This window comes from Kitasatospora sp. NPDC088783 (genome assembly GCF_044750705.1).
Taxonomy (GTDB): domain Bacteria; phylum Actinomycetota; class Actinomycetes; order Streptomycetales; family Streptomycetaceae; genus Kitasatospora; species Kitasatospora fiedleri.
On the sequence record NZ_JBIVKJ010000006.1, the window covers coordinates 128,076 to 142,976 of the forward strand.

The window sequence follows — 14,901 nt, forward strand, 5'->3', positions numbered from 1 at the left end:
GTGGGCGACGCTCTCCGAGGAAGATGCGCTGGTGAGCTGAGCGTGAGGGGGCCGAAGCGATGATCGTCCCGCCGCGGAGACGAGCATGGCAGCAACATCACGCCGTCGCCATAGGCCACGCGAAGGCTGGCTCAAACGAAGCACATCGCAATGTCATATGCCTGCACGACAAAGGCGCCGTGGCGCGATTCGTGCTGTGTCCGGGAAACGCGCCGTTTCTCGCGGAAGTCCGGCCACCCCCCGCGCCGTCACGCTCGGAACGGGTCCACGGGGCACCATCGACGCCGCCGGTGACAACGCCCTAGAATCCCGTTCGCACTCGCGCAGAAGAACGTCCTCGACCGTCGTCCGGCCACCCGGAAAAACCGCCGCACGGCGCTCACCGCCCGGATCGGGCGGACCGACCACCGACGCCACCGACGCCGTCGGCGGCTCCGGCCGAACGGTTCGCCCCCCTCACTTCGAGTCACTTCGAGTCGCTTCGAGACGACCGCGGAGCGCCCCCGCCCCCGGCGGCCCACCACCCGGCCGTCACCGTTCCCTGCACCGGTCCCGGCCGTTCGCGGCCCGGCACCCGGCGCCCGGGCCCGGTGACGCCCAGTCAGGAGGCAGCGATGCACGCCACGTTCCCCTTCACCACGCCGCACCACCTCGACAACGAGCCCGAGGCCGAGGCCCTGCTCGCGCAGGCCCCGGTCGTCCTCGCGACGATGGGGGCCGCGGACGTCTGGCTCGCCCTCTCCCACCGGGCGGTGCGGCAGGTCCTGAGCGACAGCCGGTTCAGCCGGGAGGCGGCCACGCTTCCGGGCAGCCCGCTGAAACTGTCCGTCGCCGCCGACCCGTTACTGGTCACCAGCCTGGACGGCGAGCGCCACGCCCGCCTGCGCAAGCTGATGTCGCAGGCGTTCAGCCCGCGCATGGTCGACCGGCTCGAACCACGGGTGCAGTCCGTCGTGGACTCCTTGCTCGACTCCCTCGAACCCCCCGCGGATCTGGTGGCAGGTCTCTGCGCCCCGCTGCCGCTGATGGTCATCTGCGAACTGCTCGGCGTGCCCTACTCCGAGGCGGGGGCCATCCGCAGGTGGACCAGGCGGCTGTTCGTCACGGACATCACTCCGGACGAACTGCGGTCCGCCCAGGGCGAGATGCAGGATTGGCTCGCCGACCTGGTGCGGCAGAAGCGGGCGCGGCCGGACGACGGACTGATCTCGGCCATGGTCGCCGCCAACGACGAGGGCGACCACCTCACCGAGCCCGAGCTGCTGGCCAACCTCGAGGGCCTGCTGATCGCCGGCCACGAGACGACCGTCAACCAGCTGGGCAACTCGTTCCTGACCCTGCTGCGCCACCCGGACCAGCTCGCGCTGCTGCGGTCGGCACCGGACCTGATCGGACCGGCGGTCGACGAACTGCTGCGCTACAGCCGGCTCTTCACCTCGGCAGAGGTCCGGGTCACGACCGAGCCCGTCGATCTGGAGGGCGTCCGCCTGGCGGCGGGCCAACCGGTGCTGCCGGTCATCGTCGCGGCCAACCGCGACCCGGGTGCGTACCCGGACCCCGGCCGCTTCGACATCACCCGCGAAGGACCGGCGGCGCACCTCGCCTTCGGGCACGGGCCGCACTTCTGCCTCGGCGCGGTGCTGGCCCGCCGGGAGATGCGGGTGGCGATCGGGTCCGTGCTGAAACGGTATCCGGGACTGCGCCTCGCCGTGGACGAGTCCGAGCTCGCCTACGTGCCGGAACTGGTCTTCCGCGGCCTGCAGGCGCTGCCGGTCACGTGGTGAGCCGCGGTCTCCCGGACCGCGGCTCACGGGAACCGGACGGATCGACGGGCCCGCCGAGCGGTCGACGGCCACGCCCCGGGCCGCGCCGACCGGAACGCCCTCGTCCCGGGGGCGCTCGCCGGGCCGCGGTAAGCGCCGCCTAGGCTGGGCCCGAACGAAACCGGACCAAACCGGACCGGGCCACACCGGGCCGCGCCGGGCCGCCGCGCGCGCGGCGGCCCGGTCGGCATGGACGAAAGCGGGGCCGCCCGATGGGCGACGGCATGACGGGGATGCACCACCACGGAGGGGGACCACTCCCCCCCTTCACCTTCTCCCGCGCCCTGGAGTGGTCGCCGGACTGGCCCTACCTGGTGTTCTGCGCGCTCGCCCTCGGCCTGTACCTGGCGGGCGCCGTCCGGCTGTGGCGGCGCGGCGACAAGTGGCCGGCCGGCCGGGTGGTCGCCTGGACGGCGGGCGTCGGCACCGTCCTGCTGGTCACCAACACCGGCCTGAACGACTACGGCATGGTGCTGTTCAGCGCCCACATGATGCAGCACATGGTGCTGTCCATGCTCTCCCCGATCCTGCTGCTGCTCGGCGGCCCGATCACCCTGGCGCTGCGCGCCCTGCGCCCGGCCCGCAAGGGCAGCGGCCGGGGCCCGCGCGAACTGCTGGTCGCCCTGCTGCACTCCACCTACGTGCGGATCGTCTCGCACCCGGCGTTCACCATCCCGGCGTTCATCGCCAGCCTGTACGTGCTGTACTTCACGCCGCTGTTCGACTTCCTGATGCAGTACCGGATCGGGCACCTGGCGATGATGCTGCACTTCCTCGCCGTCGGCCTGCTGTTCTTCTGGCCGATCATGGGAGTCGACCCCGGCCCGCACCGCCCCGGCTTCGTGATGCGGATCATCGAGCTGTTCATGGGCATGCCGTTCCACGCGTTCTTCGGCGTCGCGGTGATGATGGCCTCCGGGCAGCTGGTGTCCACCTTCTCCGCCGCGACGGCGCCCGCCGGGACGAACCTGCACGACGACCAGCAGTTGGCGGGCGGCATCACCTGGGCGTTCGGCGAGATCCCCACCGCGATCGTGCTGATCGCGCTCACCCTCCAGTGGGCCAAGTCCGAGGAGCGCCAGGCCCGCCGCCGCGACCGGGCCGCCGACCGGGACGGCGACGCCGAGCTGGAGGCGTACAACCGGTACCTGGCCTCGCTGGAGCGGGGCGCCAACCGCGCCACCGGCTGATCCCCGTACGGGACGACCCGCGACCCGACACCGCGCACCGCGCACCGCGCACTGCACCGCCCGGAACGGCTCCCGTTCCGGGCGGTGCGGCGTTCCGGTGGGGAACCGGACGTTCCGGCGGGGGAACCGGAGGGGGTCAGCCGATGCCCTGGCGGTCGGGGGTCAGCGCGAAGGCGCGGTTGTCGGCGTCGCGGACGGCTTCGGCGACGGCGCGTTCGAGGAGGGCGCGCTGGAGCAGCAGCGGGGCGCGGCGGGGTTCGGGGGTGATCCGCAGCAGGTCGTCGAGGGCGGCGGCCAGGCGGCGGGTGACCTGGGGCTGGCCGGCGCCGCAGCCGCGGATCTCGGTGAACGCCAGGTCGACGGTGGCCTCCCAGCCGGGCACCGGCTGGACCAGCCGCACCGCGCCGTCCCGGTCGCGGTGGCGCAGTTCGCCGAGGTGGACCGGGGCCAGCACGGCGAGCAGCTGGTGGATCCGGTCGACGGCCTGGACGGCGGTGGTGGGGTCGTTGACGGCCGGGGAGAGCGCCCGGATGGCGATGTCGACGAGCTGGCGGAAGCCGAAGCTGAGGTCCTGGTGCATGGTCCGGTCGACGCCGACGTTCAGCGCGGTGGTGATCCGGCGCGGCCGGGGCGGGGTGCCGCCGACCACCACCACGGTGGGGGTGCCGGGGGCGATGAAGTCGCCGATCCGGGGCACCTGGTGCAGCACCGTGCCGTGCCGCCGGGCGACCCGGATCAGTCGGCGGATGTTGACGTCCCGCAGCACGCCGCCGCGTCCCTCGTGCAGCAGGGTCGGCCCCTCGGCGGCCCCGCCGGGCGCCGGTCCGGCCGCCGGGGCCAGCCAGCGGTAGTCCTGGAGCACCCGCAGCGACTCGCCGGTGACCCGGTCGATCACGTGCGGCACCCGCAGCAGGCGCAGCGTCGCCTGCACGTACAGCACGAACAGCGCCAGGCTGAGCATCACCATGGCGAGCGCGACCACGGTGGAGACGATCGGGACGGACACCGCGCGGGCCGGGTCGGTGGTGTCGTCGTAGCCGAGCTGGACCAGCAGCGTGTAGACGAAGGTGGCCAGGCAGGTGGCGAAGGTCGCCTTGATCAGGCGGCTGCGCACGTACAGCCGCAGCACCCGGGGGCTGAACTGGCTGGCGGCCATCTGGAGCGAGACCAGCGAGATCGAGAACACCACGCCGATGAAGGTCAGCATCGCGGAGCTGACGGTGGAGACCACGCTCTTGGCGGCCGAGCCGAACGACAGCAGGGTGTCGGCGGCCTGCTCGGCCGCGGCCTCGGCGAAGATCTCCCGGTCCAGCAGGTCGGTCAGCCCGGCCAGCAGCACCGCGCCGAGACAGGTCAGCAGCGGGGCGAACCAGAACGCCTCGCGCAGGTGCTCCCGCAGCGGCGACAGCGCCCGGTACCGCGGCCGCCGCCCCTTCCCGCCGTGCTGCTCGCTCATCGGGCCAGGCTAGTCGCGGGGCGCGGCGGCGGACGGGAAGGACGCGGCCGGGCACGGCCGGGCACGGCCGGGCACGGCCGGGCGCGCGGCGGCGGTGGCCGTGGCGTACAGCGGTGGCGGGGCGCGGACGGCGGCGGGGCGCGGACGGCGGTGGGGCGTGGGCAGCGGCGGGGCGTACAGCGGGTGGTGGGGCGCGCGGGGGTGGGACGAGCGCCGCCGGGTGGGTGCGGTGAGGGGTGCGGCGGTCCGGGGGCGGGTAGGTCGCCCTCCTACGGGCGGCGGTCGGCCGTCCGGCCGCGGTGGAGAGGAGCGGGCGTGGACGCCGGAGTGCAGAGGGCCGTCACCGGGCTGGAGGAGTCGCGGGCCAAGCTCCGCGAGGAGGCGGTCGTCCCGCTGCGGGTGCGCCGCGAGGCCGTCCCGGCGGCGGACGAGCACCTGCTGCTGGGAGCGATCGCCGAGCTGATGGAGTCCTTGCAGGAGCTGACCGACGTCACCGGCGACCGCCGCACCACCCCCGACGCCGGGCTGGCCCTGACCACCGCGGCCGGTCGGCTGGCCGGTACCGCCGAGCTGCTGCGGGCGGCCGAGCAGCGGGCCCGGAAGAACGCCTGACCCGCGCCGGGTGCTCAACGGGTGGTGTGGGCACCGCCGTTGACGTGCAGGGTCTGCCCGGTGAGGTGGCGGGCGCCCGGCGAGGCGAGGAAGTGCGCGGTGGCGGCGACGTCCTCGACGGTGCCGGGGCGCTTGTCGTGGGTCTCCTCGATCAGGGCGCGGCGGCGCTCCTCGGCGAGGGCCCCGCCGAAGAAGCCGGTGCCCTCGACGTAGCCCGCCGCGATGACGTTGCAGCTGACCCCGCGGGGGGCCAGCTCGGCCGAGAGCGAGGCGTTCCAGGCGGCGAGGGCAGCCTTCGCGGCCCCGTACGCGCCGCCGCGCCGCTCCGCGCCGATCGAGCCCAGGCTGATCACCGTCCCGCCGGGCGCGAGCAGGGCGCGCACGGCCTCGGTGGTGAGGACGGCGCCGAGCAGGTTCTGTGCGAGGTTGGCCTGCCAGGCGGCGAGCACGTCGCCGAGCGGCGTCCCGGTGGCGGGGGCCGCGGGCAGGCCGCCCGCCGCGTTGACCAGCACGTCCAGCGTCCGGAACCGTCCGGCGAGCGCGGCCGTCGCCACCGGATCGGTCGCGTCGCACACCACCCCCTGCGCACCGAGCTCCGCGGCGACCCGCCGCACCGCCTCCGCCCGCCGCCCGGTCAGGTGCACCTCGTCCCCGTCGGCGACGAACCGGGCCGCGACGGCCCGGCCGATCCCGCTGGTTCCGCCGGTGACGAGCACGGTACGGGTCACTGCTTCCTCCTGCGGCCGCGACTGCTACGTTTAGCGCTAAACATAGCTCAGGGACAGCAGGAGGCAACCCCCATGGCCGAGCCATCGGACCCGTCGGACGGCTCCCCGGACGGCCGCAACGCGCCGGACGACCCGCCGGACGGGCCTGGGTCGGAGGCGCTGGGGGACCGCTCGGCGGCGGCGATCGCGGCGGCGTGGCAGCGGGAACGGCCGGGCACGCCCACCGACTCGATCGAGATCGTCACCCCGATCTGGCGGCTGGCCAAACTCTTCGCGGACGACCGCAACCGGGTGCTGCGAGCCGCCGGGATCGACGCGGCCACGCTCGACCTGCTGGCGGTGCTGCGCCGCTCCGGCGCACCGTACGAACTGACGACCCGCGAGCTGACCCGGCGGACGCTGGTCACGGCGGGGGCGATCTCCCAGCGGGTGGCCCGGGCGGAACGGGAGGGCCTGGTACGCCGCTCCCCCGACCCGGCGGGCGGCCGGGCGGTACTGGTCACCCTGACACCGGACGGACACGCCCTGATCGAACGCTCGGTGGACGCCGTCCTGGGCCGCGAAGCAGACCTGGTCACCGGCCTCTCCCCCACCGAACGCCACCACCTCGCCACCCTGCTCGACCGCCTGCTCACCGACCTCCACCAACGGATCGGACCCGCCGACCAGACCGCACCGCCGCAGACGAAGTAACGGCTTAGCGGCACGGCGGCACGGCAGGTCGGCGGCCCGACGACCTGCCGGCCCGACGACCCGGCGGGCCCGATCGAGCCCACCGGCCAGACCGCACCGCCGCAGACGAAGCGACCGCCCGACCATCCGGCGGCCCGTCCAACCAGCGGCCCGACGACCCGGTAGGCCCGATCGAGCCCACCGGCCAGACCGCACCGCCGCAGGCGAAGCGACCGCCCGACCACCCGACCACCTGTCGAACCGACGGCCCAGCGGCCCGACGACCCGGCAACCTGGCAACCCGGCGGGCCCGATCAAGTCCACCGACCAGACCGCACCGCCGCAGGCGAAGTATCGGCCTAACCACCCGGCCAGACCGCAACGCCACAGGCGAAGCGACCGCCCGACCACCCGGCGGCCCGTCCAACCAGCGGCCCGAAGACCCGGCGGCTCGATCCGCCGACCCGGGACGCCCGGCCCCGGCCCCGGGCCCGGCGGGCGGGGTTCGTCGGCGGGCCCGGGCTCGGCGGCGTCCGGTCGGCCGACGGCGGGGCCGGCAGGGTCAGGGGCCGACCGGGAGCAGGGTGCCGCGGGTGAGGCGGAGCAGTTCTTCGGTGGTGGTGGGGAACACCGTGTGCGGGGTGCCGGCGGCGGCCCAGACCTGGGGGTAGTCGGTGAGGGCCCGGTCGACCACGGTCGGCAGCGGGCGGGGGTGGCCGGTCGGGGCGACGCCGCCGATGGCCTGGCCGGTGGCCTCCCGGACCTGCTCGGGGGTGGCCCGGTGGAGCGGGCCGCGGCCCCAGCGGGCGGCGAGGGCGGCGGTGTCGACGCGGTGACGGCCGCTGGTGAGGACGAGCACGGGTTCGCCGTCGGAGACGAAGACCAGGCTGTTGGCGATCGCGCCGGCCTCGCAGCCGAGCGCGGCGGCGGCCTCGGCGGCGGTGCGGGCGGAGTCGGCGAGGCGGCGGACCGTCCCGGGGAGGCCGGCGGCGGCGAGGGCGGCCGCGACCCGGGCGCTGCGGGTCGGGAGGGCGAGGGGTGCTGCTGGTTCCACGGTGGCTCCTCGGGGCATTCGCGTTCCACATACGGAACGTTCCGTGTGTGGAACGATAGACCGCATGCGAGCAACGGATCAACCGGCTTCGGCGAGCGCCGACCTCTCGGCGCGGATCGGCCTGCGGCTGCGCGAACTGCGCACCGCCCGCGGGCTCTCCCTCTCGGAGCTGGCCCGCCGTGCGGGCCTCGGCAAGGCCACCCTCTCGGGGTTGGAGGCGGGCACCCGCAACCCGACCCTGGAGACCCTGTACGCGCTGACCACCGCGCTCGGCCTGCCGCTGAGCGCCGCGTTGCAGGCGCCCGAGCAGGCCGCCCGGGAGGCCGCGACGGGGCGGGCGCTGAACGCCGGGGTGTCCGGGCGGGTGCTGGACGCCGTGCTGCTGGAGCGGTTCGAGGACGCGGCGGCGGTCTCGGAGACGTACCGGATCCGGATCCGGCCGGGCGGGGTGCGCCGTTCGGCCCCGCACCCGCCGGGCACGGTGGAGCACCTGGTGGTGCTGACCGGCACCGCGCTGGTCGGCACCGAGGCGTCACCCGTCGCGGTCGCCCCCGGCGGCCACCACAGTTGGGCGGCGGACGTCCCGCACCGCTACGAGGCGGTGGCGCAGGAGGTCGAGGCGGTGCTGGTGGTGCGCCACCCGCACGGCTGAGGCCGCCCGGGCCGCGGGGGCCGGTTCGGGCGGCCTCAGCCCTGGACCAGCAGCGTCCCCTGCGGGAAGCGTTCGCCGGGGGCGGGGGCGCGCAGGGTGCGGGCGGTCTCGGTGAGGCCGGCCGCGCGGAAGAGCCCGGCGAGGGTGTCGACCGGCCAGCGGTGGGCGGTGGTGACCTTGTGGTCGAAGGGGACGGAACGGTCGGTGTCGCCGAGTTCGGGGTCGGCGGCGAAGAAGCCGGTGAGCAGCAGCCCGCCGGGGGCCAGGACGCGGCGCAACTCGGCCAGGACGGAGGGGAGTTCGGCGGGCAGGAGGTGGATCAGCGAGTAGCGGGCGAGGATCGCGCCGAGGCAGGAGTCCGCCAGCGGGAGCGCCGTCAGCGAGCCCCGCACGAACGGCCGCGCCGGGTGGGCGAGTCGGGCCTGTCGCAGCATCCCGGCCGAGAGGTCCAGGCCGAAGGCGCGGACGCCGAACCCGGCGAGCAGTTCGGTCGCCTCTCCCGGCCCGCAGCCGAGGTCGCCCACCGGCAGTCCACGCCCCGCCACCGCGGGTGCCGCGACCAGCCGCCGGATCGCCGCCAACTCGTCCTCCCGGCCGCCGATTTCGCCCCGGAACAGGTGGGCGTACAGCTCCGCCACCCCGTCGTACGCCTGCCCGACCCCGCCGGTCGCCGTCATCGCCGCACCTCTCCGCCGCCCCGGTCTTCCCATGGCGGCGCCCAGCCTAGCGGCGGGCGTCAGGCGGTCGCGGGAGGTCCCGGGGCGGTCGCGGACGCTCGCGGGGCGGTCGCGGGGCGGTCGGAAAACGGGTTGCGGGGGCTCGGGGCGGGGTGCCTAGACTCCGGGTATGGCCGTCGTCGCGCTCTGCCGCCGATTTACCGGCCCCCCGGCTCCCGATGGGTGCCGCAGGGGGCGGGTTCCGTCGCGCCGGTAGCGAGAGAGGCAGTGCTCCGGCGGAGCGGGTCGGCCCCCGGTGGCGGGTCGTGCCCAGGGGCCGGGGGGTGTGGTGTTCCCCCCTCGTCGTCCCGTCCGTCCGCCCAGTCCCGGAGGCCGCCATGTCCACCGACCCTGCCCGCAGCACCGCCCCTACCGCCGTCCGCCACCTCTCCGCGGAGCAGCTCGCCCGCGACCTCGCCGTCCGCGACCTGACCGACCCGGCCGCCGGGCCGCACGCCCTGCAACTGCTCGTCGACCGCGCGGCGGAGGCGCTGGCCGGGCGCTGGGGCTGCGCGGTGCGGGTGCACCGGGGCGAGCGGACGGTGACCGTCGCCGACAACTACGACCACCTCAACTACCGTGCGGACGACGTCACCCGGGACGCCCGCTACACCCGGTACGTCGACGACCGGCGGATGCTGCGCAGCCACTCCAGCGCGCTGGTCCCGGGCGCGCTGCGGGCGCTCGCCGCGCAGGAGGCGGCCGGGGAGGCGCCGGAGGCGGTGCTGCTGGTCTGCCCGGGCCTGGTGTACCGGCGCGACAGCATCGACCGGCTGCACAGCGGCACCCCGCACCAGCTGGACCTGTGGTACCTGACCCGCCGCCCGGTCCCGGCCGGTCCGGCGGACCTGGCGGAGATGATCGCCGTGCTCGCGGACGCGCTGCTGCCGGGCACGGAGTACCGCACCGAGGAGCGGGTCCACCCGTACACCCTGGCGGGACGCCAACTGGACGTCGCGGCGGGCGGCGGCGGGCGGAGCAGCGGCGGGCGGAGCAGCGGCGCGGAGGACGGCAACGGGCAGGACGGCAACGGGCAGGACGGCGCGTGGGTGGAGGTCGCCGAGTGCGGGCTCGCCCATCCGCGGGTGCTGGCCGGGGCCGGGCTGGGGCCGCGGTGGAGCGGGCTGGCGCTCGGGATGGGCCTGGACCGGGTGCTGATGCTGCGCAAGGGCGTTCCGGACATCCGCCTGCTGCGCTCGGCCGATCCGGCCGTCGCCGCCCAGCTCACCGACCTCGCGCCGTACCGGCCGGTCTCCGCGCTGCCCGCGATCCGCCGCGACCTGTCCGTCGCGGTGGACGGGGCCGACCTCGCCGAGGACCTCGGCGACCGGGTCCGGGACGCCCTCGGCCCGGACGCGGACCGGGTGGAGACGGTCGAGATCCTCTCCGCCACCCCGTGCCGCGCCCTCCCCCCGCAGGCCCTGGCCCGGCTGGGGGCCCGTCCCGACCAGCAGAACCTGCTGCTCAAGGTCGTCCTGCGGGACCTGCGCCGCACCCTCACCGACGCGGACGCCAACGCGCTGCGGGACCGCGTCTACGCCGCCCTGCACCAGGGCACCGTCCACCAGTGGGCCGTCCGCCCGGCGGGGCCGTCCGCGCCGGAAGGACCGTCCACCCCGGAACGATGATCGGATCATCGTTCCACAGCCGCTGAGCTGCCCGGACGTGCCCGCACGCGGGCTCGCTTCAGCCGGGCGCACGGCGGGAATCCAGCCGTTGACCGCACCTGCCGGCGGCGGCCCGCGCCGCCGCCGGACGCACCGAGGAGGGGAACCGTGGCACCGCAGAAAGCTCCGTCCGGGAAGCCGACCGGCATGGGCGGCGCGCCCCCGCCCCCGCCCGGCCCGGCCAACCCCCCTCCCCCGCACGGGAAGTGACCGGACGAACGGTCACGTCCCGTAGCGGGCGACGCGCTCCCGGAGGGCGGCCCCGGCCTGCGGCCACTCCTCGGCGGTGATCGAGAACATCGCCGCGTCCCGCAGCCGGCCGTCCTCCCCCGGGGCCCAGGAGCGCGACCAGTTGCGCAGGACGCCCTCGAAGCGGGCGCCGACGGCGGCGATCGCGGCGCGGGAACGCTCGTTGCGGGCGTCGGTCTTGAGGTCGACCCGGCGGACGTTCCACTCCTCGAAGGCGTGCCGGAACAGCAGCAGCTTGGACTCGGCGTTGACGCCGGTGCCCTGCGCGGAGGCGGCGAGCCAGGTGAAGCCGATCTCGACGGCGTACAGGACGCCGGTGTCCGGCAGGGTGCGCGGGTCCAGGAAGGCGGTCGCGCCGACGGCCCGGCCGGTGGCCGTGGAAATCTGCGCGTACGGGGCGGCCAGCCCGTCGGCGGCCCGGCGGCGCTGGGTCTCGACGTACCCGGCGACCTCGTCGGCGCGCGGCACCCAGGTGAAGCCGTAGCTGTCCCGCCCCTCCTCCGCCGCCCGCGCCAACTCCGCGGCGTGCCGCTGCTCCAGCGGCTCCAGCCGCACCAGCCGCCCCTCCAGCACCGGGCCCTGCAGTCGGTACGCCATGCGTGCTCCACCCTCCGTACGTGCGCGCGGGATCGTTCCCGGCAGCAGCGAACCGGGCGCGCCGACGCGGCGTCAACGGAGTTTCGCCCGCCGGAGGCCGGCGGTGGCGGACGGCGGCAGCCGCGGGCGGCGGGACCGCTCCCGTCCCGGGCGGCCCCGCCGCCCGCGGGGTGAGGGGGTGGATCGTCAGGATCCGGGGGCGAGTTGGGCGAGGGTGGCGAGGAACTCGGTCTCGGCGGCGGTCTTGTCGAGGCCGAGGGAGGTGAGGATGCCGTCGCCCGCCTCGTGTTCGAGCAGGGCGAGCAGCAGGTGCTCGGTGCCGACGTAGTTGTGGCCGAGGCGCAGGGCCTCGCGCATGGTGAGTTCGAGGGCCTTCTTGGCCCCGGCGTCGTAGGGGACGAGTTCGGGGGCGTCCTCGACGGCGGGCGGAAGCGCGGCCAGGGCGGCCCGGCGGACGGTGTCGAGGGGGACGCCGCTGGTGACGATGTAGGCGGCGGCGAGGCCCTCGGGCTCGGCGAGCAGGCCGAGCACCAGGTGCGCGGGGCGGACCTCGTCGTTGTGGGCGTCCTTGGCGGCCTGGTGGGCGGCCATCACCACGTTGCGGGCGCGCGGGGTGAAGCGGTTGAAGCCCTGCGCGGTGTCGATCGCGGTGACCTCGCCCGGGTCCTTGGGGACGAAGCGCTTCTGGGCGGCCTGGCGGGTGACGCCCATGCTGCGGCCGATGTCGGTCCAGGACGCGCCGGAGCGGCGGGCCTGGTCGACGAAGTGGCCGATCAGGTGGTCGGCCACGTCGCCGAGGTGGTCGGCGACCAGGACCGCGTTGGAGAGCTGGTCGAGCGCTTCGGGGTACGAGTTCTTGATGCCCTCGATCAGGTCGTCGAGCCGGACGGAGGGTTTCGCTCCAGAGGTGTCAGCCATGAGGCAACCTTAGGTTGACAGTCCGGGAGTGTCAACCGTTGGTTGACAGTGGATGGCGGGCCGATTCCTACCCGCCGGTAGCGGGTGTTTCGGCCGAGTTCACCCGGCCGCCGTCCGCCGTCTTGTCCGTGTCACGGAGGCCCGAGTTGACTGCACAACATCGACCGGCCCTCACCCCCGGAGTTCCCGTGACCACCACCCGCAGCACCCGTCTCGCCGCCGTACTCACCGCCGCCGCAGCCCTGTTGACGGTTCCTCAGGCCGCCGCGCACGCCGAGACCGCGCCCGCCGCCGTCGCCCCGCTGGACGTGCTCAGCTACAACACCTTCCTGATGAGCACCTCGCTCTACCCGAACTGGGGCCAGGCCCAGCGCGCCCAGGCGATCGCCGGCGCGGACTTCTTCCAGGGCCACGACGTGGTGGTCCTCCAGGAGGCGTTCGACAACGCGGCCTCGGACGCGCTGGCCGCGAAGGCGTCCGCCGCCTACCCGTACCGCACGCCGGTGGTGGGCCGCTCCACCTCCGGCTGGGACGCCACCTCCGGCAGCTACAGCAGCAGCACCCCGGAGGACGGCGGGGTGCTGCTGCTGAGCAAGTGGCCGATCCTGCGCAAGGAGCAGTACGTGTTCAAGGACGCCTGCGGCTCGGACTGGTGGTCCAACAAGGGGTTCGTCTACGCGCAGATCAACGTGAACGGGCAGCGCACCCACGTGGTGGGCACCCACCTCCAGTCCACCGACTCCGGCTGCGCGAGCGGGCAGGCCGCGGACGTCCGGGCCAAGCAGCTGCGGGCGATGCGGGCCTTCCTGGACGCCGAGCAGATCCCGGCGAACGAGCCGATCGTGCTGGCCGGCGACCTGAACATCGACTCGCACGGCGGCGAGTACCCGGCGCTGCTGGCCAACGGCAACCTGGCCCCGGCGACCACCCGCACCGGCTGGGCGAACTCCTTCGACACCGTCGACAACTCGATCGCGGCCTACCGGTACCCGGGCGAGCCGAAGGAGGACCTGGACTACGTGCTGTACCGGGCCGACCACGCCCGCCCGCAGCAGTACACCAACACCGTGCACCGCTTCCACTCCGCGCCGTGGACGGTCAGCAGCTGGGGCACCTCGTACACCTACACCGACCTGTCGGACCACTACCCGCTGCTCGCGGGCTGAGCCGGGCGGGAGGCGACGGCCGGAAGCGGCCGGACGCGCGCCGCCGCCCGGGGGGTTCCCGAGCGGCGGCGGGCGGACACTACTGGCGGGGCTGGGCGAAGCGGACCATGTTGCCCGCCGGGTCGCGGAAGGCGCAGTCGCGGACGCCGTAGGGCTGGTCCATCGGCTCCTGGAGCACGTCGGCCCCGGTGGCGCGGATCTTCTCGAAGGTGGCGTCGCAGTCGGAGGTGCGGAAGTTGACGGCGCGCAGCAGGCCCTTGGCGAGCAGTTCGGCGGCGGCCCGGCGGTCGGCCTCGGTGGCGCCCGGGTCGGCGACCGGGGGCTCCAGCACGACCTCGACCTCGGGCTGGGCGGCCGAGCCGAGGGTGACCCAGCGCATCCCCTCGAAGCCGACGTCGTTGCGCACCTCCAGGCCGAGCGCGTCGCGGTAGAAGCCGAGCGCGGCGTCGTGGTCGTCGACGGCGATGAAGCACTGCGAAAGCTTGATGTCCATGCCCCCGACGCTACTGACCCGCCCCGGCCCGCGCTTCTCCGTTCCTGATCCGTTCCCGGCCCGGTCCGCCGCGACCGGCGGGCCACCGCCTCGGGTCACTGCGGCCGTCCGGTGTCGGTGCCGCGGATCGGCCGGGTCAGGTACATCGCCACGCACGCGGTGATGTGCTCGGCGGCGCTGTGGTCGCGGGCCCGGTACGCGCTGGGGCTCTCGCCGACCAGTTCGGTGAACCGGGTGCTGAACGAGCCCAGCGAGGTACAGCCGACGGCCATGCACACCTCGGTGACGGACAGGTCGCCCCGGCGCAGCAGCGTCTTGGCCCGCTCGATCCGGCGGGTCATCAGGTAGCTGTACGGGGTCTCGCCGTACGCGGCGCGGAAGCTGCGCTGGAAGTGGCCGACGGACATCAGCGCGACCCTGGCGAGGGCGGCGACGTCCAGCGGTTCGGCGTAGTCGCGGTCCATGGTGTCGCGGGCCCTGCGGAGGCGCTTGAGGTCGTCGATCTGCACGGCGCCCAGGGTAGTCGCGGAGCCGGACGGCGGGCGGCGAGCGGCGAGCGGCGGGCGGCGAGCGGGGCGTGAAGGGTGAGGCGCAGGAGACGAGGAGCGAGGAGTAGGGGCGGGCGCAGGGGGTAGGGAGCGAGGGCGGCGGGCAAAACCGATCATCCGCTGATCGATCGTCACATTTCGGGGCAGGATCGGCATTCGGGTGAGTTCCGGGTGCGTCGGACTCCCGCTCCGGGTTTTCCCGCTGCTAGTTTCTGAGTCACGCGAGGGAGCCGGGTGGAGTGGCCGAGAGGCGAGGCAGCGGCTTGCAGGGCCGTGCACATGGGTTCGATTCCTATCTCCACCTCCTCGCTCCCCTCGATGTCCGCCCCCCGCCCGGTTGGCCGGGCGGCAGTCGAGGAA

General features: G+C 74.9%; 15 protein-coding genes and 1 tRNA gene. 8 read left to right on the forward strand and 8 right to left on the reverse strand.

The window, feature by feature from the left end; all coding sequences use genetic code 11:
- The first annotated feature begins 614 nt into the window (after positions 1-614).
- The gene (locus tag ACIP60_RS18710) at positions 615-1,784 is read left to right on the forward strand and encodes a cytochrome P450 (protein ID WP_400685626.1); all 1,170 of its coding nucleotides are present in this window, start codon (positions 615-617) and stop codon (positions 1,782-1,784) included.
- Positions 1,785-2,056: 272 nt separating this feature from the next.
- Positions 2,057-3,013: a cytochrome c oxidase assembly protein gene (locus ACIP60_RS18715; protein ID WP_400686367.1), complete on the forward strand. Its 957-nt coding sequence runs from the start codon at positions 2,057-2,059 to the stop codon at positions 3,011-3,013.
- 136 nt (positions 3,014-3,149) lie between these two features.
- Here ACIP60_RS18715 and ACIP60_RS18720 read toward each other — a convergent pair whose 3' ends face one another.
- A complete protein-coding gene (locus tag ACIP60_RS18720) occupies positions 3,150-4,469 on the reverse strand; it encodes a DUF2254 domain-containing protein (RefSeq protein ID WP_400685629.1) in 1,320 nt (439 codons plus the stop codon).
- A 315-nt stretch (positions 4,470-4,784) separates the two neighbouring features.
- On the opposite strand from ACIP60_RS18720, the gene ACIP60_RS18725 reads away from it, so the two are divergent.
- On the forward strand, positions 4,785-5,081 hold the full coding sequence (locus tag ACIP60_RS18725) for a hypothetical protein (protein WP_111552762.1): 297 nt from the start codon (positions 4,785-4,787) through the stop codon (positions 5,079-5,081).
- Between the two features lie 14 nt (positions 5,082-5,095).
- On the opposite strand, the gene ACIP60_RS18730 is transcribed toward ACIP60_RS18725, so the two are convergent.
- Positions 5,096-5,809, reverse strand: a complete 714-nt coding sequence (locus ACIP60_RS18730) for an SDR family NAD(P)-dependent oxidoreductase (protein WP_400685632.1) — start codon at positions 5,807-5,809, stop codon at positions 5,096-5,098.
- A 72-nt stretch (positions 5,810-5,881) separates the two neighbouring features.
- On the opposite strand from ACIP60_RS18730, the gene ACIP60_RS18735 reads away from it, so the two are divergent.
- Positions 5,882-6,502 (forward strand): MarR family winged helix-turn-helix transcriptional regulator, encoded by a 621-nt coding sequence (locus ACIP60_RS18735; protein WP_400685635.1) that lies wholly within the window; start codon positions 5,882-5,884, stop codon positions 6,500-6,502.
- 541 nt (positions 6,503-7,043) lie between these two features.
- Here ACIP60_RS18735 and ACIP60_RS18740 read toward each other — a convergent pair.
- On the reverse strand, positions 7,044-7,553 hold the full coding sequence (locus ACIP60_RS18740; RefSeq protein WP_400685638.1) for a YbaK/EbsC family protein: 510 nt from the start codon (positions 7,551-7,553) through the stop codon (positions 7,044-7,046).
- Positions 7,554-7,599: 46 nt separating this feature from the next.
- Between ACIP60_RS18740 and ACIP60_RS18745 the strand changes: the two genes are divergently transcribed.
- Positions 7,600-8,187: a helix-turn-helix domain-containing protein gene (locus ACIP60_RS18745; RefSeq protein WP_400685641.1), complete on the forward strand. Its 588-nt coding sequence runs from the start codon at positions 7,600-7,602 to the stop codon at positions 8,185-8,187.
- Positions 8,188-8,222: 35 nt separating this feature from the next.
- Here ACIP60_RS18745 and ACIP60_RS18750 read toward each other — a convergent pair whose 3' ends face one another.
- A complete protein-coding gene (locus ACIP60_RS18750; protein WP_400685644.1) occupies positions 8,223-8,864 on the reverse strand; it encodes a class I SAM-dependent methyltransferase in 642 nt (213 codons plus the stop codon).
- A gap of 377 nt (positions 8,865-9,241) precedes the next feature.
- Here ACIP60_RS18750 and ACIP60_RS18755 point away from each other — a divergent pair, with 377 nt between their 5' ends.
- Complete coding sequence (locus tag ACIP60_RS18755) at positions 9,242-10,531, forward strand: hypothetical protein (RefSeq protein WP_400685647.1); 1,290 nt, start codon at positions 9,242-9,244, stop codon at positions 10,529-10,531.
- A 261-nt stretch (positions 10,532-10,792) separates the two neighbouring features.
- Here the strand turns inward: ACIP60_RS18755 and ACIP60_RS18760 are convergent, their stop codons facing one another.
- Entirely contained in the window at positions 10,793-11,416 is a 624-nt protein-coding gene (locus tag ACIP60_RS18760) for a GNAT family N-acetyltransferase (protein WP_400685650.1), read from the reverse strand.
- A 186-nt stretch (positions 11,417-11,602) separates the two neighbouring features.
- Positions 11,603-12,334: a Clp protease N-terminal domain-containing protein gene (locus ACIP60_RS18765; RefSeq protein WP_400685653.1), complete on the reverse strand. Its 732-nt coding sequence runs from the start codon at positions 12,332-12,334 to the stop codon at positions 11,603-11,605.
- A gap of 188 nt (positions 12,335-12,522) precedes the next feature.
- Between ACIP60_RS18765 and sph the strand changes: the two genes are divergently transcribed.
- On the forward strand, positions 12,523-13,500 hold the full coding sequence (sph, locus tag ACIP60_RS18770) for a sphingomyelin phosphodiesterase (protein WP_400685656.1): 978 nt from the start codon (positions 12,523-12,525) through the stop codon (positions 13,498-13,500).
- A gap of 79 nt (positions 13,501-13,579) precedes the next feature.
- On the opposite strand, the gene ACIP60_RS18775 is transcribed toward sph, so the two are convergent.
- Positions 13,580-13,993 (reverse strand): VOC family protein, encoded by a 414-nt coding sequence (locus ACIP60_RS18775; protein WP_400685659.1) that lies wholly within the window; start codon positions 13,991-13,993, stop codon positions 13,580-13,582.
- Between the two features lie 95 nt (positions 13,994-14,088).
- Complete coding sequence (locus tag ACIP60_RS18780) at positions 14,089-14,457, reverse strand: helix-turn-helix transcriptional regulator (protein WP_400686370.1); 369 nt, start codon at positions 14,455-14,457, stop codon at positions 14,089-14,091.
- 317 nt (positions 14,458-14,774) lie between these two features.
- Between ACIP60_RS18780 and ACIP60_RS18785 the strand changes: the two genes are divergently transcribed.
- Positions 14,775-14,845: transfer RNA gene (locus ACIP60_RS18785), tRNA-Cys, on the forward strand.
- Positions 14,846-14,901: the final 56 nt, after the last annotated feature.